The 26,270-nt window shown below is 35.3% G+C and carries 14 protein-coding genes and 1 pseudogene; 3 read left to right on the forward strand and 12 right to left on the reverse strand.

All coding sequences use genetic code 11. The annotated features are described in order from the left end of the window. Window positions 1-49: 49 nt before the first annotated feature. Window positions 50-553, forward strand: coding sequence for a DNA recombination-mediator protein A (locus tag RGRSB_RS02805; protein WP_119260924.1), 504 nt, complete (start codon window positions 50-52; stop codon window positions 551-553). A gap of 1,469 nt (window positions 554-2,022) precedes the next feature. Here the strand turns inward: RGRSB_RS02805 and RGRSB_RS02810 are convergent. The 3 genes from RGRSB_RS02810 to RGRSB_RS02820 form a co-directional block, all read right to left on the reverse strand. After that, window positions 2,023-3,093 carry a potassium channel family protein gene (locus RGRSB_RS02810; protein ID WP_119259750.1) on the reverse strand — a complete coding sequence of 357 codons (1,071 nt, stop codon included), beginning with the start codon at window positions 3,091-3,093 and terminating at the stop codon, window positions 2,023-2,025. Window positions 3,094-5,231: 2,138 nt separating this feature from the next. Then, window positions 5,232-6,386, reverse strand: a complete 1,155-nt coding sequence (locus RGRSB_RS02815) for an iron-containing alcohol dehydrogenase family protein (protein ID WP_119259751.1) — start codon at window positions 6,384-6,386, stop codon at window positions 5,232-5,234. Window positions 6,387-6,568: 182 nt separating this feature from the next. Next, on the reverse strand, window positions 6,569-6,982 hold the full coding sequence (locus RGRSB_RS02820) for a universal stress protein (RefSeq protein WP_119259752.1): 414 nt from the start codon (window positions 6,980-6,982) through the stop codon (window positions 6,569-6,571). A 202-nt stretch (window positions 6,983-7,184) separates the two neighbouring features. Here RGRSB_RS02820 and RGRSB_RS02825 point away from each other — a divergent pair, with 202 nt between their 5' ends. Continuing rightward, a complete protein-coding gene (locus tag RGRSB_RS02825; RefSeq protein WP_119259753.1) occupies window positions 7,185-8,387 on the forward strand; it encodes a phosphoglycerate kinase in 1,203 nt (400 codons plus the stop codon). Between the two features lie 207 nt (window positions 8,388-8,594). Here RGRSB_RS02825 and petE read toward each other — a convergent pair whose 3' ends face one another. The 8 genes from petE to phoU all read right to left on the reverse strand — a co-directional run bounded on the left by petE (window position 8,595) and on the right by phoU (window position 22,588). Further along, window positions 8,595-8,954, reverse strand: a complete 360-nt coding sequence (gene petE, locus RGRSB_RS02830) for a plastocyanin (protein WP_119259754.1) — start codon at window positions 8,952-8,954, stop codon at window positions 8,595-8,597. A gap of 135 nt (window positions 8,955-9,089) precedes the next feature. After that, complete coding sequence (locus tag RGRSB_RS02835; protein WP_119259755.1) at window positions 9,090-10,277, reverse strand: aspartate aminotransferase; 1,188 nt, start codon at window positions 10,275-10,277, stop codon at window positions 9,090-9,092. Between the two features lie 1,249 nt (window positions 10,278-11,526). After that, window positions 11,527-12,720, reverse strand: a complete 1,194-nt coding sequence (locus RGRSB_RS02840) for an anhydro-N-acetylmuramic acid kinase (RefSeq protein ID WP_119259756.1) — start codon at window positions 12,718-12,720, stop codon at window positions 11,527-11,529. Between the two features lie 2,045 nt (window positions 12,721-14,765). Further along, window positions 14,766-15,653 (reverse strand): phosphatidate cytidylyltransferase, encoded by an 888-nt coding sequence (locus tag RGRSB_RS02845; protein ID WP_119259757.1) that lies wholly within the window; start codon window positions 15,651-15,653, stop codon window positions 14,766-14,768. Between the two features lie 176 nt (window positions 15,654-15,829). Beyond that, window positions 15,830-16,420: a precorrin-6Y C5,15-methyltransferase subunit CbiT gene (gene cbiT / locus RGRSB_RS02850; protein WP_119259758.1), complete on the reverse strand. Its 591-nt coding sequence runs from the start codon at window positions 16,418-16,420 to the stop codon at window positions 15,830-15,832. Between the two features lie 95 nt (window positions 16,421-16,515). Then, window positions 16,516-17,616 (reverse strand): tRNA guanosine(34) transglycosylase Tgt, encoded by a 1,101-nt coding sequence (tgt, locus tag RGRSB_RS02855; RefSeq protein ID WP_119259759.1) that lies wholly within the window; start codon window positions 17,614-17,616, stop codon window positions 16,516-16,518. A 2,323-nt stretch (window positions 17,617-19,939) separates the two neighbouring features. Then, window positions 19,940-21,688, reverse strand: a complete 1,749-nt coding sequence (locus RGRSB_RS02860) for an iron uptake porin (RefSeq protein ID WP_119259760.1) — start codon at window positions 21,686-21,688, stop codon at window positions 19,940-19,942. A gap of 243 nt (window positions 21,689-21,931) precedes the next feature. Further along, window positions 21,932-22,588, reverse strand: a complete 657-nt coding sequence (gene phoU, locus RGRSB_RS02865; protein WP_119260925.1) for a phosphate signaling complex protein PhoU — start codon at window positions 22,586-22,588, stop codon at window positions 21,932-21,934. Between the two features lie 375 nt (window positions 22,589-22,963). Here phoU and map point away from each other — a divergent pair, with 375 nt between their 5' ends. Next, window positions 22,964-23,803, forward strand: coding sequence for a type I methionyl aminopeptidase (gene map / locus RGRSB_RS02870; protein ID WP_119259761.1), 840 nt, complete (start codon window positions 22,964-22,966; stop codon window positions 23,801-23,803). A 103-nt stretch (window positions 23,804-23,906) separates the two neighbouring features. Here map and petH read toward each other — a convergent pair. Next, window positions 23,907-25,124 (reverse strand): annotated as a pseudogene (gene petH / locus RGRSB_RS02875) (ferredoxin--NADP reductase). Window positions 25,125-26,270 lie beyond the last annotated feature (1,146 nt).

Here is a 26,270-nt window from a genome sequence, read left to right on the forward strand (position 1 = left end):
TTAGGTTTTGCTAGAATTACAGGCGGTCATTCAGCTTAAGATAGAATCTTTGAGTAAAGCAGTAGAGATTCCCAACCTAGATATATTGGCGCAAGAGCTAGCCGCTATCCAACAGACAGGTTCCAAACGGATTGCCCTATTAGGTTCGCGCCACGTTCCCATCACTCATCAACAATTGATTGAGATGATGACCTATGCCCTAGTTTTAGGAGGCAATCGTCTTATGACATCTGGGGCGACAGGGACCAATGCAGCCGCTATTAAAGGGGCAATGAGGGCTGATCCAAACCTCTTAACGGTTATTCTTCCCCAAAGCCTCCGATGCCAACCTAAAGAGTCCCGCAATCAATTGCAAAAAGTCGTTCATTTGGTGGAAAATCCGGAGAATGACGGGCTATCCTTAAGACAAGCAAGTTCTTTGTGTAATTTAGAGATTATTTCTCGTTGTCAACAGTTAATTTGCTTTGCCTTTCACGATAGCCATACCCTTCTCCAAACTTGTCAAGAGGCCGAAGGGCAGCGCAAGCTAGTTACATTATTTTATTTTGATTAGCTAGAAAAACGCTGTTCTGATACGAGAGTTGCAATCTTTTAAGAAGGTCTCAATATCTCAACTCTACTCGGTGCTTAAACTAAGCCGGACACCTTAGAGAAATTCCACTTCTGGGTTCCCGATGGGAGTGTTTAGAATCTAAGCCCTTTCGTTGAATAAGGAATTCTGGTAGTGATACAGAGAGAACCCCCCGTTACTAGGGAGTTCAATGGGGGGTATTTCATACAGAGGTTGGGGTTGTTGTCTTGACTTTTTCCTTGCCGCGACTAATACTCGGTAAGTTCTTACAAGAGATTCAGTTAAACCAACAAATAAATATTTTCAAAATGGATAAATTTAAGTAGTTTCCAGCAAACTCCCCAAAACCAATAAAGATTTTTATTGAACGGATTAGTTTAAGTAGAATTCTATATTGACTCAACACACTTTCTTTTATGAAAGAGAATAATAGCTTTTATAGAAAAATTAACATTGAGAGGGCAATAACTAGTAGAAAGAAAACAATTTTTATAAGGAACTTAGTAAAAAAACAGGCGTTTGAAAAAAATCGATGAGTTACTAATAAAAAGCTTGATTTACTCATTGGTCTGATGAGTATTATTACATATAATTCAACGAGGGTCTTGTCCCTAACCCTATTTCAGAGCTAACAGTGGATTACTCATCTCTGAAAAAATTGCTACCGTCTAGAGTAGCACTGAAATGTTATTTCAAGTGGCAGTCACTTCTTCGCTTGAGGACCTACTTCTTAGTTTTATTATGTAAATAGTAGGAAACCTCATCTTATGAGTAGAAATCCAATATAATCAAAAACAATTTTTCAGGCATTATATTTGGGAGACGAAGGGTGGAGTATATTTTGATTTAATCAAATTAACTACTTTAAGTTATAAAAATACAACCACTGTTGCTTAAAATAGAGAAGAAAATTATAAGTTTGTAGGTATTAAAATCACCATAGCTGCTTTGTTTTTTTTAAAAGCAGTTGTTGGTGAGGTTTTAAGGCTTGTAATCGATAAGAAGAGCGTTAACTTTTTTGATCAAGTTTAAGATATTCAGGACAAACAAATAGCCATTGTTACTGAAAGCACAGAAAACAATAAGCCAAATATAGCAAAGCACAGTTATTACCATATTTCAATTCAGAACAGTCCGTTGATTATTTAAAATTAGGTCAGGTACGAACAGTTATATTGAGACCTTCCTATCCTAGGATACTATTTATCAGTTGCTACTTACTGCTAAAGGATTGTGGATAAAGAGTGTATTTTTTTACAATTAAAAATTCGGTACATTAATGATTTGAATATTATTATGCAGTTAAAGAAGATTATAATAAATTATTCAAAAGCAAGTCCAAAGGTATGAACAAGTCAATAATTTAGATTGTTAGAGTCCAAACTCATTTGTCTCTTAATTAAGAACAACAAGGTTTAGAGAAAATTACTTCTTCAATGTAAAAACATTAATTATCGATGTCTGGGAGGGCGTAATGCAGGAAAAAGACGAATTGGACCTAAAATCTGGTTGAGTTCTCGTAATTGTTCAGGGGTTCCCATACAAATGAGTAAATCTCCAGCAAGTAAGATGGTATCTCCTGTCGGACCACCTATAAGGGCTCCATCAGACCGGCGAATTGCTAACACTAATGCCCCAGATTTCGACCTTAACCTAGCCTCACTGAGGGTTTTTCCTACACAAGGACAAAATTGTGGATCAAGCAGGAATTCTTCCATATAAAATGTGCGCTCAGTTCCTGTTAAAATTCCATCCACAAAGTCCATCACTTGAGGACGTAAGGCCGCTGCTGCTAAGCGTTTTCCTCCTGTAATATAGGGAGATACCACCGCATCAGCCCCAGCTCGTTGTAATTTGAGAACAGCTTCTTCTGTACTGGCACGAGCGATCGCTCTAATATTAGGATTTAGGGTTTTTGCTGATAGGACAGTGTAAAGATTTTCCGCGTCAGAGGTTAAGGCCGACACAATACAGGCAGCCTTATCGATTTTGGCACTTATGAGACATTCATCGAGGGTTGCATCTCCTTGAATCACTATGTAGCCTAGTTGCTTGGCTTCTTCCAATTGCTCGGTACGCGAATCAATAATTACAAAAGGAATGTCTTCTGCGGTAAATTCTACAGCTACCTGACGGGCGGTACGGCCATAACCGCAGACTATACAATGATGTTCTAACGTATCAATCAAGCGTTTCTCCTGTCGTTGTTTAATTCCTTCTTGAAAATACCCTTGAATTAATGCTTCGGTTAGACGATTAACAATATAACCAATGGTGATCAATCCCATCAAGATCAGGAAAATAGTAAATAATCGCGATCTATCTTGGAGAGGATGAATTTCTGAAAATCCTACTGTAGATAGGGTGATCATGGTCATATAGGCTGAATCAATAACAGACCATTTTTCGACTAATGAATACCAAACGGTTCCCAGTCCAAAGACTCCTGCTAACGCCAACGCTCCAAACAATAACTCCTTTTGTAAGAGTCGATATTTATCTTGAAATGAGTATAGTGTCATCTCCATCTCACCTAATTACTTACCATGTTTTTTCCCTGTGATTTTCCATTAAAAGTCTGTTTTTTAATTGAAAATTAACGTAATTGAGCTTTTTCCAAGAGATATCCTTTAAGACTACTTCAACTTATCTAAAATTAGACTCAAGTTTCCTTCTAAGTTATCGACTAAGTTTGTTAATTATTTAACAATAATTTAGGTTTTAATTATGACTCCTAATCAACTCTATAATCTCTAACACGTAACAGTTTATTTGGCTATAATAGTTACAAAAAACATAACTTTTTGGTTAATTAACCTGTGACTATTTCTCAAGTGTTAAGCAATGATCTTTGCCCTTGTTGATTTTACCATTTTATTTAAAGGAACGATAACATATTCTCTAAAAATATGACAAGTCTTCCAAAGAAATTATAAAGTTAGGATAATCACTGATTTTTTATCTTGTTACTACATCAGACCATAAGTTACTCTCCTAATTTTATTGATTTTAAGTAGCATATCGCTAAATTCTTTAATCAACAAATAAGTTGGACAGTTGAAACCAATAAACATAATCAAACAATACAATTTAGTGGTTTAAAATAATTATATTTTTTGTCACTACCAGGTTAAGTAGACTCGTACAGATGTCATTTAAATTTTTATAAAAAAATATTAGTTTAAACTGTAAAATTACTAAGAAAATTAATAAAAAGCATAAAAAAAGTCATCATAGTTTAATTACAAAAGGAATGTACCCTGTGGTAAATTATACAGCTACCTGACAGGCGGTACGTCCATAACCTCAGACTATACAATGATGTTTTAACGTATCAATAAAAATAAATAGTAAAATCATATAGGCAACAATTAGATTATAAAAAAGAATAATTTAAAAAAAAAATAGCAGATTATTTAACCAGATAGTTTTACAAAACTGTGACATTGCTTTAGTTAATTTAACTCCTTAATCAAATCTATAAAGGTTAGTCATAAATGGAGTTGATGTCGTTAAATCTAGAGATATTTGTGACACTTTTGAGATGTTTTTTAGAGAAGATTAGCGTGAAAATTTAGCTCATAGTTATATAAATAGTTATAGGATTGTTGCTTGTAATTTTACCCTCTCTTGAGAACGTAATTCTAAACTATTATTTCTACAATTTTAAATACTTTTAAATAAATCCATCATCTTAATCAAGAGTTTTTTTATTTATATCAGTTAGGTGGTTGAGAAATAATTACTGTCGAGTGGCTAAATTTTCTAAGAACAACTTTTTAAGAAAATTACCAGTAAATTGGCAAAACTAATGATAAGTTTTACTGTATCAATTCTGAATAAACTTACATTTATTATAGTAACTTTTTATATTACTGATACATTCATATTCTTGAAGATATCGATAATCTCCACAGTAAATTAGCCTTTAATATTAGTTGATAATAAATATTAACCACGAGATGATTTAATCAATTCAGCAGAATATATTGAATAAATAATTATTAAGTTTATGTATTAAAATCTATAATCTAAGCCTAGATTAGGATATTATCGATCCTTGAATTTCTGTTTCTCATTATATTTTTGTACTCATAACAGTATACAATTAGACGAAAAATTACTAGTAGAAAATGTTTGAGTTATCTAGTAAACTAATAGTGGAATAACTAAAACGTACTATTACGAATAGATAATAATGGAATTAAATTTATCTATGTGAACTCTAAACTGAATCAAATATTATTGTAATAAGGCATTTTTATTAGCTATAATTATACAAGGCTAAGTCAACTGTTACAAAACAGATAGTTAAAAAATATTCACTTTTTACATTTTTAAAAAATTATTTTGAGCCTCATGAACTTGATTTAGCTCAGATAATGCCTGATACGTCTTAGGGGAACCACATTAGCCTTGAAGTGGAGTTTGATAAAGTGGTTTTGATCTTCAAAATTGGATTGTGCTAATTCTTTAACATAATTTTTCCCTCAATGGAGTACGCTTTGTTTTGCTGCTTTCTTGAAAGCATTGGGCGAATGTTAACTTAAATACTATAAAATAGCATTATGCTAGTGATTACATTGAGCCCAGTTTAAAATTTATCGGTAGTGGACAAGACTGGGAAACTGAGGAGTATAAAAATACTGTAAAAGAGAATCTAGACATTTGAGAAAATTCTGTCAGAAACAAAATCACTAGTAGTAGATACCATTGCTGCTAATAACTGTTCAGATGAAACAACAAAAGGAAGGCGGTGAATATCTGATTCAGGACAACAAGTGACATCTGCTGCTCGGCGCAATTCACCTAATGTCACGTTAGATAACCCTAACTCTTCTAAGGTTTTTGGTAAACCAATTTCCTCGTAAAATTTTAGTAATTGCTGTCGAGAGGAAACCGCCAACTGATTGCTTTGGATCATTTCCTCTAGGCGCAGTTGAACTAGAATGCCATAGGCAACTTTTTCCCCGTGTAAAATACTGTGGGCTGCCCTAATATGGGTTAATCCATTGTGTACTGCATGGGCAGCTACAGTACGGCAATTAGCTCCACCTAATCCTCCAATAACTCCAGCTAATAACACACAAGCATCAACTACTTCTCGCCACACCTCACCTCCAGGAGTTTTCAGGGCAGCTACTGACTTCTGAAACAATAGATCCCGTAATACTCGTGCTTGTTGAACAGCAGCAATGGTAAGGGTAGTAGTAGAATCACCACTACTGACAGAAGCTTCATACCATTTAGCAATCGCATCGCCTATCCCTGCCACTAAAGTCCGTTCTGAGGCCGTTTTGATAATAGCGTAGTCTAAAATCAGTAAATCGGGGCATCTTGATAAAGAAACATCGTGTTGAAATGCCCCTTCATTAGAATAAAGATTTGACAAAGCTGTCCACGCTGCACAGGTAGCTGCTGAAGTTGGGACAGTGATAATAGGCAACTGACGTTGATGGGCGAGTAATTTTGCAATATCAAGAGCTTTACCTCCCCCCACCCCGATAATAACATCTCCTTGATGCTCCTTAAGTGTCGTTTTAAGAGCGTCTAAAGAGCTCTCTGAACAGTCCGGCGTATAGATGGCATAGGCTGACTTTAACCTACACTTACTAAAGATAGGATCAAAGTGGGGGGAAATAACCTTAAGAGTTTGCTGTCCTCCCACGACTAAAGGACGTTGGCCAAAATCGGCGATCACGTTTCGAGCTTGAAACAGGACCCCCTCTCCCTTGATCACTTGACTAGGGGAGACTAACAAAGGGGTTAAGGTTGTAGACACACAAGGAGAGACAGGAGAAGTTTTTGAGGGCATTGCTACGGACTAGTCTAGTCTTGTTAAATTGAATATACTTAATGATTCAATTTGGCAAATCGATTAAGTTAATCACACTTTAACTCAAAAAACAGATCTCTCCCAAGTTTCAAGGAAAGTGGAAGAGACAGAGAGAGAAACAACAGAAAAACTTTAACTTTTATCTTTTGCCTTATCGAAATTTAGGGAATAATTAACACGGGACAAGGAGATAGGTTAATCACACGGTTAGTAACGCTCTCGGATGCGCCTTCCATCGTTAAACCCAGTCCTCGACACCCCATAATAATTAAATCTGCATTAACTTCATCAGCCACATCGCAAATAACAAATGATGGCATTCCCTCCCGTTCAATAAGATCAGCCTCAATGCCTTTGTTAGCAAAAAGTGCCTGAGCCCCTTGTAGCAATTTTGCTACTGCATCAGTAGAACCCATAATCCTCTCTTGTTCAGTTTTTTGTTCTTCTGACGGTTTTTCTACAACCGATAGTAATATAAGACGACTATTGTAGATTTTAACGATATTAGCTACGGTTTCCGCAGCTTCACGGGTTTCTCGACTTTGATCCACAGGGAATAAAACGGTAGTAAACATGACTTATCTATCTCCTGTACGTATCATTCCAAGATAATCAGGAACATCAAATACCGCCTGATTTCTTGCCTGTATTCCCATTATCTCAATAATTATTCAATATTAATCTTAATAAAGAAATAATCTTGAGTTATTTTTTAGTCAATATCGATGTTAGTCTTTTTTTGTAATTATCGAGCAATTATTTTAGAGGAGATTGACAATGGCTAAAAAGACTATTCTAAACTTATCGGCGGACGAATTAGCTGGAAGGCGGGTTTTGGTTCGCGTTGATTTTAATGTTCCCCTCGATGGAAGAACCATTGTTGATGATACTCGAATTCGGACAGCCTTACCAACCATCAAAGATTTAATGGAAAAAGGATCTAAGGTAATTCTCTGTAGTCACATGGGTCGTCCCAAAGGCAGAGTGGTGAATAGTATGCGCCTTACCCCTGTCGCTGCACGTTTGTCTGAATTATTAGAACAAGAGGTGGTAGTATGTCCTGATTGTGTAGGAGACTCCGTCACTGCAAAGCTTAGTAAGCTTGAAAACAGTCAAGTGGCTTTACTCGAAAACCTCCGCTTCCATGCAGAGGAAGAGAAAAATGATTCCGAATTTGCCAAGCAATTGGCTTCTAATGCAGATTTATATGTCAATGATGCTTTTGGAACTGCTCACCGTGCCCATGCTTCCACTGAAGGAGTCACTCACTATCTTAGCCCTAGTGTTGCGGGCTATTTAATTGAGAAGGAACTCAATTATCTTCAAACAGCGCTCAAAAACCCCCAACGTCCCTTAGCAGCAATTATTGGTGGTTCCAAAGTTTCTGACAAAATTAGAGTAATTGAAACCCTACTAGAAAAATGTGACAAGCTGATTATTGGTGGAGGAATGATTTTTACCTTCTATAAAGCTCGTGGTTTGAGTGTTGGTAAGTCTTTAATCGAAAATGATAAATTAGAATTAGCTAAGTATCTCGAAGCTAAAGCTAAAAAAAAGGGGGTAGATTTTTTATTACCTTCTGATGTAGTTTTAGCTGACAATTTTGCTTCAAATGCTAATCATAAAACTGTTAGCGTTGATAGCATTGAAGAAGGCTGGATGGGGTTGGATATCGGACCTAATTCCATTAAATTATTCCAAGAAGCTTTAGCTGATTGTAAAGTAGTAATTTGGAATGGGCCTATGGGGGTTTTTGAATTCGATAAATTCTCCATTGGAACGGAAGCGATCGCCCGGACTTTAGCGGATTTAACGGAGACCGGAACCACTACTATCATTGGAGGCGGCGACTCTATTGCTGCGGTAGAAAAAGTTGGGGTTGCTAAAAGAATGAGTCACATTTCCACTGGCGGTGCTGCAAGTCTAGAGTTTTTAGAAGGTAAAACTTTACCTGGTATCACTGCTCTAGATGAAGTTTAATGTTTAGCCTAGTCGATTGTTTAAGTAGACAAAATTAAAATTGAGTTATTAGCGATAATAATAGATTTTGTTTCTTGCCTAAATTCTCAGTGTCTAGAAAATCTTCTTGTTCAAGAAAACTTTATACTAAAATAATACCCACGAATGAATGCTATCCGTGGGCTTAATTTTCCTAAATAATTAATTCCCAATTAATTAGATTAGAAACTACTTGACGATTATTTTACCCACCATACCAGCACCACGATGGGGTTCACACCAGTAGGTGTATTCCCCAGGTTCGTTAAAAGTGGTTTCAAAAGATTCTCCAGGGGAAAAGACAAGACCCTCATGGTTGTACTCACTCGCCTTGTCAAAAACAACGTTGTGGGGAGGTAATTTATTATTTACCCACTTAACGGTGTCTCCAGCACTGATTTTAACTTGCTTAGGTTGAAACGCAAGCATTCCGTTATCTGCACCCATTTTCACCGTAACAGTTTCAGCAGCAACAGGGCTAACAGCTACAAGGAAGCTAGAAACGACCAGCACAACAGTAGCAAAAAATAAGCCTAATTTGTTCGACATTCGGTTAATCCTGTAAATAGTTTAATGACCTTAGCGGTTTAGCTTGTAACTTATTTTACTATGTTTACTCAAATATGACTACCAACTTTGACAGTTTGTCTTTTGACAAATCCCTAAAACTTTGCTGGTGACTACCTATTGCTGGTAACAAATTCCCGCTTGTTGAAGACGGAGTAGAGCTTCTTCTAGACGATCACAATTAGCAATTAAACTAATACGAACATACCCTTCACCCCCTTCCCCAAAAGCATTACCAGGAGTAAACACAATCCCTGTTTTTTGTAACACATCGAAAGCAAAATCCGTCGAATTCATTCCCAATGGACAGGGAACCCAAAGATACATAGTCGCTTTAGAAGGAGTCATTTCCCAGCCCAATTTTCTTAAGCCGTTAATCAAAAAGTCTCGCCGTTTTTGATAGCGTTCTTGAACTTGTTTGATGTAAATATCTGGTAGTTGTAAAGCTGTTTGGGCTGCGGTTTGGATAGCGGAAAAGATCCCATAATCCAAATTAGTTTTTAAGGTTCGTAGTCCCTGAATAATATCGGCACTACCCACTACAAACCCCACACGCCATCCGGCCATATTGTAAGTTTTCGAGAGAGTATGAAACTCTACCCCAATTTTTTTAGCCCCTGGAATTTCTAATAAACTAGTAGGTTGATACCCGTCAAAAGCCAGTTCCGCGTAACACAAATCATGGACTAAAATAACTTCATAGTGATTAGCCCAGTTGACAATTTCCTCAAAGAATTCTCTTGGAGCAGTTGCTGTTGTCGGATTATTAGGATAATTGAAATAGATTAGTTTAGCTCGTTGAGCAATGGTTTCAGAGATTTTAGTTAAATCAATCAACCAGTCTTGTTGAACTGATAGAATAATAGGATATAATTCTCCTCCAGCAATTAAAGGTCCACGAAAATGAGCGGGGTAGGCAGGACTAGGGACTAATACCACATCCCCAGGATTCACATAAGCTAAAGCTAAATGAACTAAACCTTCTTTAGAACCAATTAAGGGCAATACTTCACAACTGGGATCGAGATCTACACTGTAACACTTTTGGTACCAGTCTGTAATGGATTGGCGAAAACTAGCAGTTCCTTCGAAAGGAGGATAGCCGTGGGTTTGTGGTTCAGATAAAGAGGTAATTGCTGCATTAATGACAGGTTGAGGCGCACAACCGTCGGGATTGCCCATTCCTAAGTCAATTAAATCTAATCCTTGTTCAGTTGCCCGTGCTTTAAGTTCATCTAAACGGGCAAAAACATAGGGGGGTAAAGCCTTTAAGCGATCAGCACGGCGAATCCAGTTGACACTCATCGTTACGGAAGCTTAGCAAAATATACACAGGTTTTTATTCTCCCATCAATGAGGTCATTTTAACTATTTATCTACCGACAATATATTACTTTTCTAGAATTGATAACAAATCAGCGAAAGTTTCTTATGAGTTTCTTATAGTGTGGGAAAAAAGAATTTTTTGTTTTGGTTTATTCTTGAACTAGGTCATTTTCAGACAGACATATTGAACAGAGGGAATCTATTCTAGTACAAGTAGTCTCAGCATTGAGGGTGAGTCCAATCGGTAAAAACTAGCGATCATGTTTTTTTCGGATTTAGCCTGACTTGATTCTACTTTTTCTAAAATTTAAAGTGGCTTATTGACGTTTTGGGATCGACCATCAATTCTAGCCAAACATCCTAGGATTAGATTTTTAAAAGCTGATGGGAGATTCGATTGAGAAGGCATAGGTTTAAGTTTGTTATGGATAGTGGGCTTCATCTCAACCTTCAAAAGAAGAGTTTCCTGAGAAAAGGGGCATTTCCAAAATCTAAAATTTTTACCAATTCTCTTAAAGCCTCATATCCTGTGACAAAGACGTTACTAGGTTTAATATCTTAGGAAGTGATAAAACTACAACTCCTCATTAAAATAAGATACCTTTATAAGTATATTTGTTTTATTTTCATTGAAAAATAATTAAGTAAAACACAGCAACACTTAATAATTTCGTTAAGAGGCTTCCCTTCAAAGGATTACATACATATAGAAGACAATTTCTTTTTCATCCATACCACAGTCTCCAATAATGGACATAGTCTTCCCCTAAGAGAGCAGGAACCGTTCACACAGATTATCCCTACAGTAAAGTGATCGGATTAAATATAATAGTCGTTGAGGACTTGCAGTGATAAATTCGGGTTGACTTTCTAAGGTCACTTCCATGGTATCAGATTAGATAGTAACCCCCTAAAATTTCACTTAACGAATAACTAAGTACTATTGTCGAGGCGATAGAAAGTTTTAAGTCCGTTATGCTATTGACGATTATCCAAGATTCAATATCGTTGGACAATCAAATCAGGGGCAATATAATCTTTTTTCCACTCTTTTTAATGAAGCTGTATTCAAGTATCTGGGCTCTATTGAAAATGTGTCAGCCGATCTGTCATATCCGATTCCCCTTGACAATAGTGATTAGATACTTTTAGTTTTAAGGTTAAATTTAGGGTGTCTTTCCTATCTTTGATCAATTATCTACATCGTGGCAATTTACACTGCAACCTTCTATCCCAAAGACTTAGAACTAAGGCTATTTTTTTTCCAGTCAATGGGCAGATGAATTTCTCCTAATAGCATGGGATGTTTTCCACCTGTTACTTGGGGTAAGTTACCCGAGATACGACAAACAAACCGCCAGTAAGCTAAGACACTAAAAGCAATAGATTCTTTGAAGTCTGTACTAATTCCGAGAGCATTGGTAGTCAAAATTCGGGAATTAAGTAAGTGTTTTTGTAATCGTTGGGTCAAATATTGATTACGACTTCCTCCACCACATAGTAAAATCTCATCAATAGGTTTATTAATAAATCGGTGATAGCTATCGGCAATTGAGACGGCTGTTAGTTCTGTGATGGTGGCTAACCAGTCTTCGTTTGTGAGACGATACTTTTGTGCGTCTTGCCAACATTGTTCTAGATAAACATAGCTAAATAATTCTCGTCCCGTTGATTTAGGTGGTGGTTGTTGAAAAAATTCTTGTTTTAGCCATTGTTGGACTAAGAGTTCGCAGGGAGTCCCCTGAGATGCCCATTTACCATTATTATCGTAAGTTTGTCGGCCATTGGTCAGTTTTTGGATAGCTAAATCAATTAAGATATTTCCTGGACCTGTATCCCATCCACGAATTTCCTGTTCCCAGTGGGGTTGTTGATGGGGAGGGAGATAAGTAACATTCCCAATTCCCCCAATGTTTTGAACACAGCGATGGCGGGTAGTATGGCTTAACAAATAGGCGTCAACCTTAGAGACTAAGGGCGCACCTTGTCCTCCAACAGCGATATCAGCCACCCGAAAGTTACTAACGGTAGGAATCCCTGTTAAATTTGCAATAACTGCTCCTCGCCCCAATTGCACACTATATCCCAATTCAGTTTCTTTGTTACCCTCCTGAAGGGGTCGGTGAAAAACAGTTTGTCCATGAGATCCAATTAATTCCACTTGGGGATGGCTTTCTTGAATTATTTTGGCGGCTTGGGCGAAACAATAGGCGATTGAATCATCTAATCGGGCAAATTCTTCAACAGAAATTGGTTTTCCTCCACAAACTTCTATTATTTGAGATCTGAGACTTTTGGGATAGGGATAAATTTCTCCTGAAAGTAAATTAATTTTTAAGTCTAGTTTTGTTCCGGTAATTTCGACTAGAGCAGCATCAATTCCATCAACAGATGTACCACTCATTAAACCAATGCAATACATAATCTTGCTCCTAATTTTCAAAAAGTTTAGTCAATTGATTTTTTTTGAAGTTCTCTAATGGTGTTTTCAAAAATTGGATTACCTTATTTAGATAATTGATGATAACCATCCGCTGTCTTATCATAAAAATAATAAACAAGTTTATTTATCATGATATCAAAAATGTCTTGTATAGAAAAATTATCTGAAATTTCATTGGTTTTATTAAGACGCTTAAAAGTTTATAAAATAAATACTTTTGGTTTTCCCGTAAAAACAACTAGTGTTTTTATAAAAAAATAATTATCTTGATAAGTAAATTAAATTTACTTCTTCTATTAGAGAGAAATTTATAGAATCTATATTCTATTGTATTTGATAATCTATTTTTAATTTTATTAAAATTAAATTTTATGCACAAATAAGAATGTAAGAGAAAGATTTTATTTTCAGATAAAGACTTACTATAAACTATTTTTAGCACGTAAATTAATAGTATTCAAGTATATTGTTTCTTAAATTAAGATATATCAAGTTTAATGTTTTTACTTGACTTATACTGATGATATCAAATATTTAGATCAGCTTAATAAATAAGATTCTAATATTAGAAATATTTACTATATATAGACTTATAGTTATTATTTTTTTGCTGATAAAGTTTATCAAGATAATGAATTAAATATTAGAGATTAATTGTAAAAACAAATTAATCTATTTATCTTAAAATTAATTATAAAAAAGATTTTTTTTAAAAAATTTCAGTCAAGAGTTGATCTGGGTCAAGAATCATACAAAATATTTTGAAAAGTTTAAAATAAAAATTTTTGAATAAAAATAATACCAAAGATTGAAATCAAAGTTGACAGATAGAATATTTAAGATATTCGAAGGGTTTATAATTGATACAATTACTCTAATAAAAAAGATAAAAATATCATAAATTGTTAGTAAATTAACATCAAAAAGTAGTTAAAAAAGTTTATAAAATATAACTAATTTATTTATGCCATAAGTTATTAATTAATCAAATAATTAAAGAAAAAATTTTAATATTAAAATCTCAATATAAAAATTAAAAAGTATTAGGATACTAGTCAAAGATAAAAATATTTTTACTTAAAATAATGGCAAATATATTTTGTATAAAAATAAAAAGTAAAATTAAACCAGATATGTAAAACGTCACAATATCATTTTCCTTAAAAAGAAATTAATTATAAAGAGAAATTTGAGATAAGGACTTAGACTAGGTATCAGAACTATAAAGATTAACTAATTGGCGTTAAAAATTATATTAATTGTACTTAAAAAGCAATAAAATAATTATATCTTTAGAGAATAATTATTCATTCTTATTAAGAAAAAATCTAAGAAACAGTAGAAGGTATTAACAATAAATCGAGGTTAATTAAAATAAGAACTTATGGACTCAGCAATGTCGTCAATTTTCACGGCTAAAATCTTTTAAATTAGTATTTATTTAGTTAAATCTACATTCTAAGTTTAAAATAAACAATCTTTGTAAGAGGAGAATATAAAATCAAGAATTTAACCATAATTTTGTCTGGGAAATTCAGTGAATATCTAAGTTGGATAGTGATCAAGTAAATATTATCACTTTTATTCAAAAAAAACAGAGAACATGGTCTCTACTCTTAAGAAGTTATTAATGAATGAACCCCTAATCAAAATTAAACTACACTTACAACAATTAATACTTTTAATTAATCTTTAGAATTATTGCAGGAAGATTATCAAAATTTTTATTTGTTTGACTGTAATGTAACTATGTGCAAATTAGATAGTTTAGAAAGAAAGAAAAAAATATACTAATTTAATTATTAAAAACAACTATAGAGTTAATAATTAAGATTATATTTAAGTTATTGACAATAAGTAGTTACGGTTCTTTCTTTCATAAGAAGAAAAATAAGTTTTGATTTGTGAAAAAACAGTATAATATCTAACTTAAAAGTTATAATAATTAGGAATCAACTTTGACAATATCCAAAACAAAAAATCAATTCATATTTAGAAATTGATCTTCTTAATAAGACTTAATCTTAATCAAGTAAAGGCAACAACAAAGTTACAAAATAATAAACTAAAGGAGCGGTAAAAACATAACTATCAGTGCGATCTAAAATACCTCCATGACCAGGAATTAATTGACCTGAATCTTTTACCCCTGCATCTCGTTTCATCATTGATTCAGTCAAGTCACCTAATAAGCTAACAATACCGATTAATATCCCTAACAAGAGTCCAGTTAAATACCCATAGGGCCAAGTTAAATACCAAGCTCCTAATTCAGCAACGATAATACTCCCTAAGAGTCCAAAAATTGCTCCTTCAACTGTTTTTTTAGGACTAATATCGGACAAACGCGTTTTCCCTAACCATTTTCCCATAATATAAGCTCCAATATCTGCCGCCCAAATACAGCCAAAGGCAATAAAAGTCACCATTAACGTAGGGGGAAACAGGTTAGGTTCAGTCCATGATTTAGGCCAAAATCCCATTAATGAGAAATTATTACTAGCAATATTTACCGTGGGAACTGTATTGGCAAACCCGACCCGTAATCTTATCCAGTAACTAGGTAGATATCCCCCATAAAATAACCCTAAGATAGAGGTTGAGATATCGGCAATGGTGGCTAGTTTAGATTGAAATAACAAGTAAAAACAAATTAAAGCCCCTGTCAAAGGAAATAGGGCATCGGTGAGAGGGGGAGCAACAGCAGCAGTGATTAGTAATACTTGAGAGACTACTAAGGTGGTTTTAGCGGCAGGGACAATACCTTTTGCCCAGACTAATTGAAAATATTCTAGTTGTCCTAAAAAAACAATTAGGCAAAGTCCTAGGGTGAAATACCACCCTCCAACGATGAGCATGGTCAAGGCGAGGGCAATGGTGACAATAGTACTGATAATCCGAGTCCAAGGCATAAGCTAGAGTGACATTTAGGTGAAAAGATCAAGAAATTCTTATAAGGGAAAAACAAATGTCTACGAAAAATTAACAAGTTATCTTATCTCTAATCGTGTAAATCTTCTGAGGATGAAAGCAGCTTAACTTGAATTATAGAAAATGTTTTCACGTTGCCGACTTCTTCAATTAGAAATTAAAACTTTTCTCCACTCAGAATAAAACTAGGATCAACAGCAGCAAAAACTTGATGAAGTCCTCTAGTCTCTAGACGATTTACCCCTGATTGAACAACTTCTATGTTACGCGCTTGTAGTGAGGCTAACCCTTCGGAAATTAAATACAGGGTTTCTAGATTACTTGCGGTGGCTATTAACCTACCTTCAGGCTTTAAAAATTGCCAAGCTTCTGTCACGATGTTTTTAATTGGCTGGCCCCCTTCGATACAAATGCAGTCAGGTAAGGGTTGCAATTGGTCGAAACATTCAGGAGCACTGTCTTCAAAAATCGTGACATTTTTAACTCCAAAGCGATCACAATTATTGCGGATTAGTTTTACCACGTCTTCGTCTCGTTCGACAGCAATAATAGTACTTTCAGGACATAGCAAACCAATTTCTACAGGAATTGTACCTGTTCCTGCACCGATATCCCAGAGAATTGAGTTGGCATTCAATCGTAGAGCAGAAATTAATAATAGACGAACTTCGCGTTTACTTAGGGGAATTCCCGGAAAGCATTCAAAAAGATGATCCGGAATGCCAGGAGTTTTGTGAGGCCAAAGCATAAGACAGCAATATAATTTGACAATGATAATCAATTCTATTATCGGAGAGAATGGGCAATCATAAACACTAAAATAGTGTCTCATTTTTTAAGCTTTTAGTTTAACCAATGACCAAATTCTTCCATGAACCGATTGCCTAAAATAGCTTCTCGAATTCGCTGAGTAAACCTAACTAATTCCGTAACGTTGTGTAGGGATAGAAGGATATACCCTAACATTTCCTGCGATCGCACTAAATGATTTAAATATGCCTTGGTAAAAGTCTTACAAGTATAACAGGGACAATCAGCATCAAGAGGACTAAAATCCTCGCGGAACCGGGAATTTTTTAGATTCCAACGTTCTCCTCCCACTAATGCGGTTCCATGGCGGCCGAAACGAGTAGGAATTACACAGTCAAATAAATCAATCCCGTACGCGATTGTCATAGCCATCTCCCGATAAGTTCCCACTCCCATTAAATAACGAGGTTTAGTTGCCGGAAGCAAGGGTGCGGTAATTTGTACAATTTCTCGAACTAAGGCGGGCTCTTCCCCGACACTAACTCCCCCAATAGCATATCCGGGTAAATCGAAATCGATCAAAGACTTAGCTGCTGATCTCCTTAGTTCTGGATAAATTCCCCCTTGAACAATACCAAACAAAGCTTGATCCTGGGGACGTTGGTGAGCATCAATACACCGTTCTAACCAACGATAAGTACGTTCAGTGGCTGCTGCAACCGTTGAATAATCTGCTTGACCTGGGGGACATTCATCAAAAGCCATAATCACATCAGCCCCCAAAGTATTCTGAATATGTATCGAACGTTCGGGAGTTAATTCAATGATTTGTCCATCCCTAGGAGAACGAAAAGTTACGCCAATTTCTCGGATTTGGCGTAATTCACTGAGACTAAACACTTGAAAACCACCAGAATCAGTAAGAATTGGACCTTGCCACCCCATAAACTGATGTAGTCCTCCTGCTTTTCCGATCAGGGTTTCTCCAGGTTGCAAATGTAGGTGATAAGTATTTGCTAAAATCATCTGCGCCCCCGTGGTTTGCAGTTGAGCAGGGGTCAACCCTTTCACTGTCGCTAGGGTCCCCACAGGCATAAATCGAGGGGTTTCTACTAGTCCATGAGGAGTGTGCAAAACTCCGACTCTAGCGTGAGTTTGACAACATTTTTTTTGAGTTTGAAAAGAAAATCTCAAGGTGACTATAAAACCTAAAGTTAACAGACTTATCCCATTGTAACTAAGTCGTTGACATTGAATCTCTATTCAATAGTTTTCGATAAAAATAATTTATCAAGAGTTTTCTGAGCAAGCCTTCTAAGAACTCAATCAGAAAAAAATTATCTTCGAGCAAAAAGAGTAGAAGGTGAATGCGGTACGCAAAACACAAACTCAAATACTATTATTGTCATTATTACCGTCGAGAATGAAGTAATTTTTAGAGATAAGCTAGGGTATTTTTGTCTTAAAACGATATTGAGTTTCCACAATATAGTTAGTATTTCAATTAGGAACTGCTAAGTTTCCTGTTACAGCATTGATACTATGACTATTCCCTAAATTATCTAAACCCTGCGCTCTAGCCAGAGCATAAGCTCCCCAAGTAGAGAACTTAAATATTAATCTGTCAGTCTTCTGTAAGATAACAGGCGCACCCCAAAAAGGAGAGCTGACGATTTCTTAGCTAGTTTCAATATTAGTTATCTAAATCATATAAGACTCCCTTAATTATATTGTCGCCAGTTAATTATCTTTTGAGTAAGTAGATAGCCTTAAATAAACTTTTTTAAAAAATTATTTTATATTTCTACATTTAAGTAGAGATAGTTAATTTTATGTTGTTTTCATTTACTTTTTTATAGTAATTTATATAAGCAACACTTAATTCAAATATATTACCTAAATTTTTGTCAACTTTTTTAAATTATTTCTTTCTATTAACCCCTATTAAGGACTAAAATAGTAAAAAATATACTTTATATTTTTTACTATTTAAAATCTCATAATAAAAACTATTTATATATTTTATATTATTGTTGATAACAATTAGAATTCGCATTTTTTTTACTGTATTTCTATGTAAATATAAATATTCACTTAAAGTATTAAAATTTTTATAAAAATATTTTTAATCTTTATTTAAAAAAATTATTAATAGTAATATATTCTTATTTTTTTTATTTATTAAACAATTTATATTCTTGTATTTAAACAAAAATATCTTTGCTTTTATTTTGGTTTTAGAGGAAGTTTTTGGGTCGCGAGTCGACTTTTATAGTTCTTGCTCTTCTAGTTGAGATAAACTAAGATCTAAGTACTTAGATATAAATATATTAATAGAGTTAGCTATAAGAACTCTAAATGACCGATGTCATCTCCTCGTTGAAGGGTTTTTCTAAGGTCTAAGTAAAAAAATACTTCATTTTAGTCAAGTTAAGCTCAAAGAATTTCTCAAAAAACAAAAGATAGAGCTAGTACGACGCAATTGTTAGTAATGGATTGGAAGTTGAAAGATAGAGAAAATTACCATTTATTTAAAATGAGCTTATTATACAATTCACACAATAATCCATCGATGAAATAAAATTAAGTTCATAGGCAGTAAGAGATACTTCGCGAAGCCGTAGAAAAAATCTATTTAAAATATCTAGATTAATTAGACTTTTATCTGTGATCAACATTAATTTAGTTAATCTAAAATAGAAGAATAAAAAAAAATTGAATAGACTCAGAAAAAATATGCAGTCTATTAGAGGTAGGAAAAGTATAAAATTAAAAACAGATAGTAAAAAGTTAAAGTTTTGACTAAATTTGTAATGTAAAAGTTACAAATATAAAGATATAGTTTAATTTTCAGTAATAAAATTACAAGAATTAACAATTACTATATGGGTAATATCCATTGTGGTATATTTTTTTATGAAATAAAATCATGCTAGATCCAGCATTCTAACTTAATTTAAAGTTATCAGTTTAACGAACAAAATCCTATCTTAAATAAGATGGGATTGGTTTGATTCATTAAAAAATAGTTCAGCTATTAACTCGTATTTATTTAAGTTAAATTTTCAATAAACTTCATCACAATAATAAATTAAATATTAGAGATTTACTTAGAGTATAGAAAGTCATTTCTTTTAAAAAGAAAGAATTACCACATGAGATACCATTAATTTAGTAACGAATTTACAATGGTGACAAATTCATAGAAAAGTTAAAACCTTATCTAATTAAGTTAAAAATTAGTGTCAAATTCTGGCTAACTGATGTATCTATCAGTTCTGAGTTTTGTTTGTTTATGTTTGACTACTTAGCAATTGCCCTGTCTTTTATATTTAATTACTTTTCTATTTTTCAGCTCACTTATTGAGCAGTTTATTCTAATTTAATAAGCTTAAAAAGAGATTATTTTAAAAAAATGTTAGTCAAAAAATCCCTAATTCGGAGATAATGATCGCTAAACTAGGGAAATAATCGAAATCTGATCCAAATTAGATTAACTAAATTGGATTAACTGAGTTTAGAATTTGAAGGTGGTTCGTAAAGCTCCAACCCAAATACTGTTATTGTCATTATTGCCCCCAGGTTGAAGAACAACATAGAAACCAGGAGTTAGCAAAATGTTTTTGGTGAGGGGGTATTGATATTGAGCTTCAATAATGTAGGGAGTATCTTGGTCAGGAACTTGCAAATCTCCAGTAATGGCATCAACCCTTTGTGTATGAGTAAGAGCACCACCGGCAAGGGAAAGAATAGCTCCTTCCCTAAATACGTCGACGACGTTAAGGGCTGCCATCCAGGACCACAAGTCGGCACCAAAACCGCGACGACTGTTTCCATTTTCGTCAAGCCCTTGGGCGCGCCCTAATCCATAACCTACCCAACCGGTGAGGTTGAACATATGATTGATACGCCAGTTACCGTTTGCTCCGTAAGCATCAAGAATTGTCGGAGTCCCCAAGAAAGGATCACTAGCTAGTCCGCTACCGGTGCTAGAAGTCAAGTTGACATGATCCCCTTTGTAGTAAGTGTGTAGGTAGTGGAAGTTGAAGGCAAGATTGTCAGTTGGATACAATCCAAGTTGACCTCCTGCGCTGAAGTTACCATTAAATAAACCGCTTCCTAGTTCAGGATTAGCACCGTCATTATTAGGGGTCAAATAAAGCCCACGAACGGTGAACATATCATTGAATTCATAGGTAAAACCGGCACCAATACCTTCTTCACCCCGCATGGTTATAGGATCACGACGGATAAATCGTGACAATGCCCCAGTCCCCGAACTTTTTAGGAATGGGTTTCCTTCATCAAAAATATCATCTATATCTAGGGAGTTACCTCCAACATAACCAGTGAAGTTACCGATGGGAAAACGGTAATATAAGTTGTCAATTTGAAGATCAGCATCACTGTTAACATCGTGTCCTAACCGTGCCATGTTAGTCCCTGTGGCACGACTTAAGTTAAAGAGAGTTCCTGCTTCAAGACGAGTAGTTAGTCTATCCTTTCCGTTAAAACTAGCATCTAAGTTGAGACGAGCTCGATAACCAAAAGTCGCGTTATCGTCAATACGTCGCCGTGCGTCTGTGAATCTACCGTTTTGCAAGTCTTGGTTAAACTCGTCTTGCTCACGAGCGTCTAAAGCCCGTTCCCCTGATGCAGAGGAGATAGTAAATAGTACTTCCCCTTTCAACTTAGTAGTAGTGGAAAACTGATGATTTTCGAGGAAAGCCATCCTACGTTCGAGGTTATCGACCCGTGCGCCTAAGACAATTAATTCCTGTTCAAATTCGTGGGCTAATCGCTTAAGTTTTTCGATGTCTTCTCGTAAAACAGCAACGTTTTCCTGTAAGAGTCGTTCAATGGTATTCAAACAAGCATTTAAGCCTGCTGCAAATTCCCAACGACTGGCAGCCCGGTCACCTCGGAGAGTTCGATCAGGATACCCGACAATACAACCATAGCGTTCAACCAGATTTGATAGAACTTCATAAGTCCAGTCAGTAGGAGATATATCCCGTAATTCTGAAACGTTAGTAACTTGAAAAGTAGAAGTACCAGATTTCCGCTTAAAGGTACTAGGATTAACGTAATTTCCCAATTGGGGACGATTCCGTAGAATCCCTAAAGCTTCTGTCGAGTTTATTATATCGGGGTTAGCTGCTTCTATCTCTGTTTTGGGAGATGCGATCACCCCTTGAGCAACTAAACATAGAATTCCCAAGACCCCTGAGGTTGCTTTGAGTATTTGACTAAAGAATCGTGACATTGGGAATAGTCCTCACACCTGAAATAAGAAGTATCAAAACCACCGAGTCTATATAGTGTTCTTTAATACTCAGTTGATCTTATTTTCAACTTCTAATCTAACAGACAAATTATACAAGATAGATCAAAGTCTGGGCGAAAATCAGCTAAGTTTTACCAAAAATTATTGTAAAACAACGAGCACAAAAGTTTGGGAGCTTTTTTTTTAAAAAAAAAATGACAATTTGATGAATAATCTATCTCTCTATCCAGTAACGATATAAGAAACTCTTTGAGCAATATTGGTGGAATGATCTGCCATTCTTTCTAGGTGACGAATGACTAAAGCTAATAAAAGAAACGGTTCAATGACTTCCTGAACATTTCGTTGACAAGCTAAAGTTTGATAAAGTTTTTCGTAGGTGTCATCTACTGTATCGTCAAGTCGTTTAACTTGTTGTCCAGCATTGGAATCAAGTTCTACTAAGGCAACTAAGCTCGTCCCTAGCATTATTTGAGCATGATGGGACATGGCTGCAGCTTCCTTCATAATAGGATGGGGGGGATAAGAAAACAATCTTACAGCTATTTTTGCTAAATCTTTGGCATAATACCCAATTCTTTCCAAGTCTATTAACTGCATGAAGGCGCTTACAAGACGTAAGTCTTGGGCTACAGGGGACTGTAGTGTCATTAAGGTAGCGAAATCGAGCTCTATCTGTCGATAGTAGTGATCAACTTGTCGGTTAATTTCAGTGATTTTGCTAACTGCATCTAGATTCTGATTAAATAGAGCTTGATGACTAAGGCGGCAGGATTCTTCTACTAAAGTCCCCATTCGTAATACTTCTTGTTTTAGTCGTTTGAGACATCGTTCAAAGTGAGTGCGTTGAGGGTGACCATTATAATACGATAGGTTCACAGCACTTCTTAATAGAAGAAAAAAAAAGACATTTGAACAACGATTAAAAAGGAGAGCTAACGACGCTCTGCCCATAGTGTGTGATTTTTAGACTATACATCAACTTGTTATCTATACAATAGTCATAACGAAAAAATCGATAATTTGGTATTGGTAGGGTTTGATGTCTATCCTAACTATTTTTAGGAAAAATAATTAATCACCACAATCTCATAGAAAATTGTCCTTAATTTTGTAATCAATAATCGTTATATATCTCCAATTTTTAATTTTAATTAAAAATAGAATTCGTATTCTAACCTGACTCGTTAACTTGGGTTAAACCTGTAAATTATAAGAAAACTTAAATTGGCCTCTAGCTTTTTGTAACATCCTATGAACATCTTGACTAATCTTTCTAAACTCCGAAACAATAACCAAACGGAACTTCTCCCCTTGAAAATAAGCGGTCAAAGGATAGAAACTAAATCTCCTCAAGAAATTGCTATTATGCGCAAATCATCCCAAATTGTAGCCACGGTCCTCAAAGAGATTGAGATGCTTGTAGAACCAGGAATGACAACAGAGTACTTAGATAGATATGCTGAACGCAGAATCAAAGAAATGGGAGCAACCCCTAGTTTCAAAGGGTATCATGGTTTTCCTGCCTCTATCTGTGCTTCTATTAACGAGGAAGTTGTTCATGGTATTCCTAGCTCCGAACGGAAGGTTCATGTTGGAGATCTACTGAAAGTAGATACAGGAGCCTATTTTCAGGGTTATCATGGGGATTCTTGTATCACTATTGCCGTAGGAAAAATTTCGCCAATAACTTCTCGTCTAATTCTTGGAGCCCAGGAAGCATTGTATGCCGGAATTTATCAGGTAAAAGCGGGAAATTATTTATTAGATATTGCCAGAGCGATCGAAGATAAGGTAAAAGAATATGGTTATAGCGTTGTGGAAGATTATACCGGTCATGGGATAGGGCGTAATCTTCATGAGGATCCCTATGTTTTTAATTATTGCACCAAGGAATTACCCAACGTTAAATTAAGGGCAGGAATGACCCTAACTATAGAACCGATTGTCAATAAAGGGTCAAAATATACGAGGAAACTGCGTGATCGGTGGACTGTGGTAACAGTGGATAATTCTCTGTCCGCACAATTCGAACATACGGTACTAGTCACACAGACGGGATATGAAGTCTTTACAGATCGTACTATTGTTTAGCGTTCAGCGCCCAGTAGGAGTCAACAGTTGTTGACCCCTAAAATATCTTGCAATCTAAGCAGAGCAGTCAATACCCACCCTACTTAGGTTGGAGTGAGGAAATTTAGTAAACCTCAACGTGCCAACGATGATCTTTTTTCATGGACTTAACAAAATCAGGCCATTCTACTCCCTGCTTTTTAGCAAAGGGAGCGAGTCCTTCTTCAATGCCGCTTTCCATACCTTTTAGTCCACACATATATAAGTGAGTTTTGGGCTGTTGTAACATATTCCATAACTCTTCGGCGTGTTCAGCGACTCGATGCTGAATGTACATCTTGCCACCGTCTTTGTTTTGTTGTTCCCGACTGATAGCAGTGCTAAGACGGAAGTTTTCAGGGTAATCTGCTTGCATCTTCTCTAAATCATCTTTGTAGAGAATATTAGCGGAGTAGGGAACCCCAAAAATTAACCAAGCCAGCCCTTTAAATTTATAGTCTTTGTGTTGTTCTTTAAACATCCGCCAGAGAAATGAACGGAAGGGAGCAATTCCAGTCCCTGTTGCTAACATGATGACGGTAGCGTCTTCATCTTCAGGAAGAAGCATTTCCTTACCTACAGGTCCCGTAATGGCTACATCAGCACCAACCTCTAGATAACACAGATGGGTTGAACAAACACCATAAACAGTTTCTCCATTTTCAGGATGTTTATATTCGAGTTGACGAACACACAAAGAAACTGTCCCATCATCGAGCTTATCACCATGACGGGTAGATGCGATGGAATAGAGTCTTAACTTATGGGGTTTGCCATTCTCGTCAGTTCCCGGGGGAATAATTCCAATACTTTGTCCCTCCAAATAGTGTAAATCTCCGCCGGAGATATCAAAGGTGAGGTGTTGAACAATTCCACTACCGCCTTCGGCGACGAGAGGATAATTTTCAATACATTTCCCAATATAAGGATCTTTGGGCTTGTAAATATTAACAGGAATCTTCGCCTTTGCTTGAGTCATAGACTTATCTTGTTGGTTTCTTGTTGCTTTACGGTTGTTCTACGACCCGGGGTTTTGACTGGTTGGTGGTAACTTGCAAAGGAGTATCTGCGTTCAGAGGTTTGACCTCGACAATCCTAATACCTATGCGAGCAATGCGGCGCGTTTCCTAATTCATTCACCGATAAGGAACAGTGATAGGGAAACTCCCACTGCAACGAATTGGGTAGCCAAGACTATCATTAATCGCCACTCTGAATCTAACCCCACAACCCCGTAAACAAACAGTTGGTTTCCAGACACTGTTGCTTTGGTTGAAGTCGTCCCCAAATTTGGACTGTACATGTTATGTCTTGTTCCCAATTCACTCAAAACACAACCGCTGCACTCCATCATCAACCTACGTTAGTAGACTTCGGGTACAGTAGTAAATCAGGTTAGGAAACCTATAAACCAGACCAGGTCGTAAATCAATTCTACCTGATTCTAATGTTAAAAACTGTCAACCTTGCCTCTGGTTAAGATTTTTTTAGGAAAAATTTTTATTCAAAGCAAAAGGTGACAAGCACTGACCCTCAGCACTTGAAGTTTAGATTAAATTGGAGTTTTTAGCTTAGAAATGATGAACATTTAGTATTCTCGCTATACTTCTTAGTCTCCGCAGTAGCCGGAATACAAATTGCTCTCATGTTATTTATTAATCGTTTATCTTATTTTTATTCCATTATTTAGATCGATTATTAGTAATTACAATGGTTAATCTTGAGAAGTCATCTATAAACTCTCTCCCATTATGAATCATTAGGATTAGTGGAAGGTTTGTTAGCTTTATATATTGAAATTAGTTCAAGCAGAACAGTTTTCTAATTACTCTTGGTTCCTTTTTGGCTAGTTTGTTTCAAAGAGATTGTTATATATGGTTATAGTTATTTTTACATTTAAAGCACCACAAAAAAGCAGTTTATTTATTTAAATAACACTGCACCTAGCCTTTTGTGATTGCATTACTTAGCAACGATGGCAACTTAGAAGTCAACACCTAAGAGTGAAGGTTATTGCTCAGAAGTAAAGATAATTAATTTTATTAAAGTAGAGAAAAAGAGCTTACTTAAAAAAATACTAAGTCTTAATTCTAAACAATCAATTTTTGAATAAAAGTTTACAAACCTAGTTGACTAAGTTGACTATCATCGTATTAGGATGTTAGCGTGATGTGTTTTAAGAGACAAGTATTGATAATTTTTTTACAAAAATTTATTTCTTACGAAAGATTACTACTTCTAATTCAAAATATTTTCAGTGACTTCATATTCGCTAGGTTTTCTCTAAAAGAAAGAGACATTTTGTTACGGACTGGGGTAGTTGAATTAATCGTATAAATTATTACGTTTACTGAAACTACTAGACTTTCTCCTTAAAAAATAGAGAATAGTATTTATTTTTTTAGGAGTAATAGTTTATATTTTTTGTATAAAAATTTTTGCTTCAAAA

Source organism: cyanobacterium endosymbiont of Rhopalodia gibberula, assembly GCF_003574135.1.
Lineage (GTDB): Bacteria > Cyanobacteriota > Cyanobacteriia > Cyanobacteriales > Microcystaceae > Rippkaea.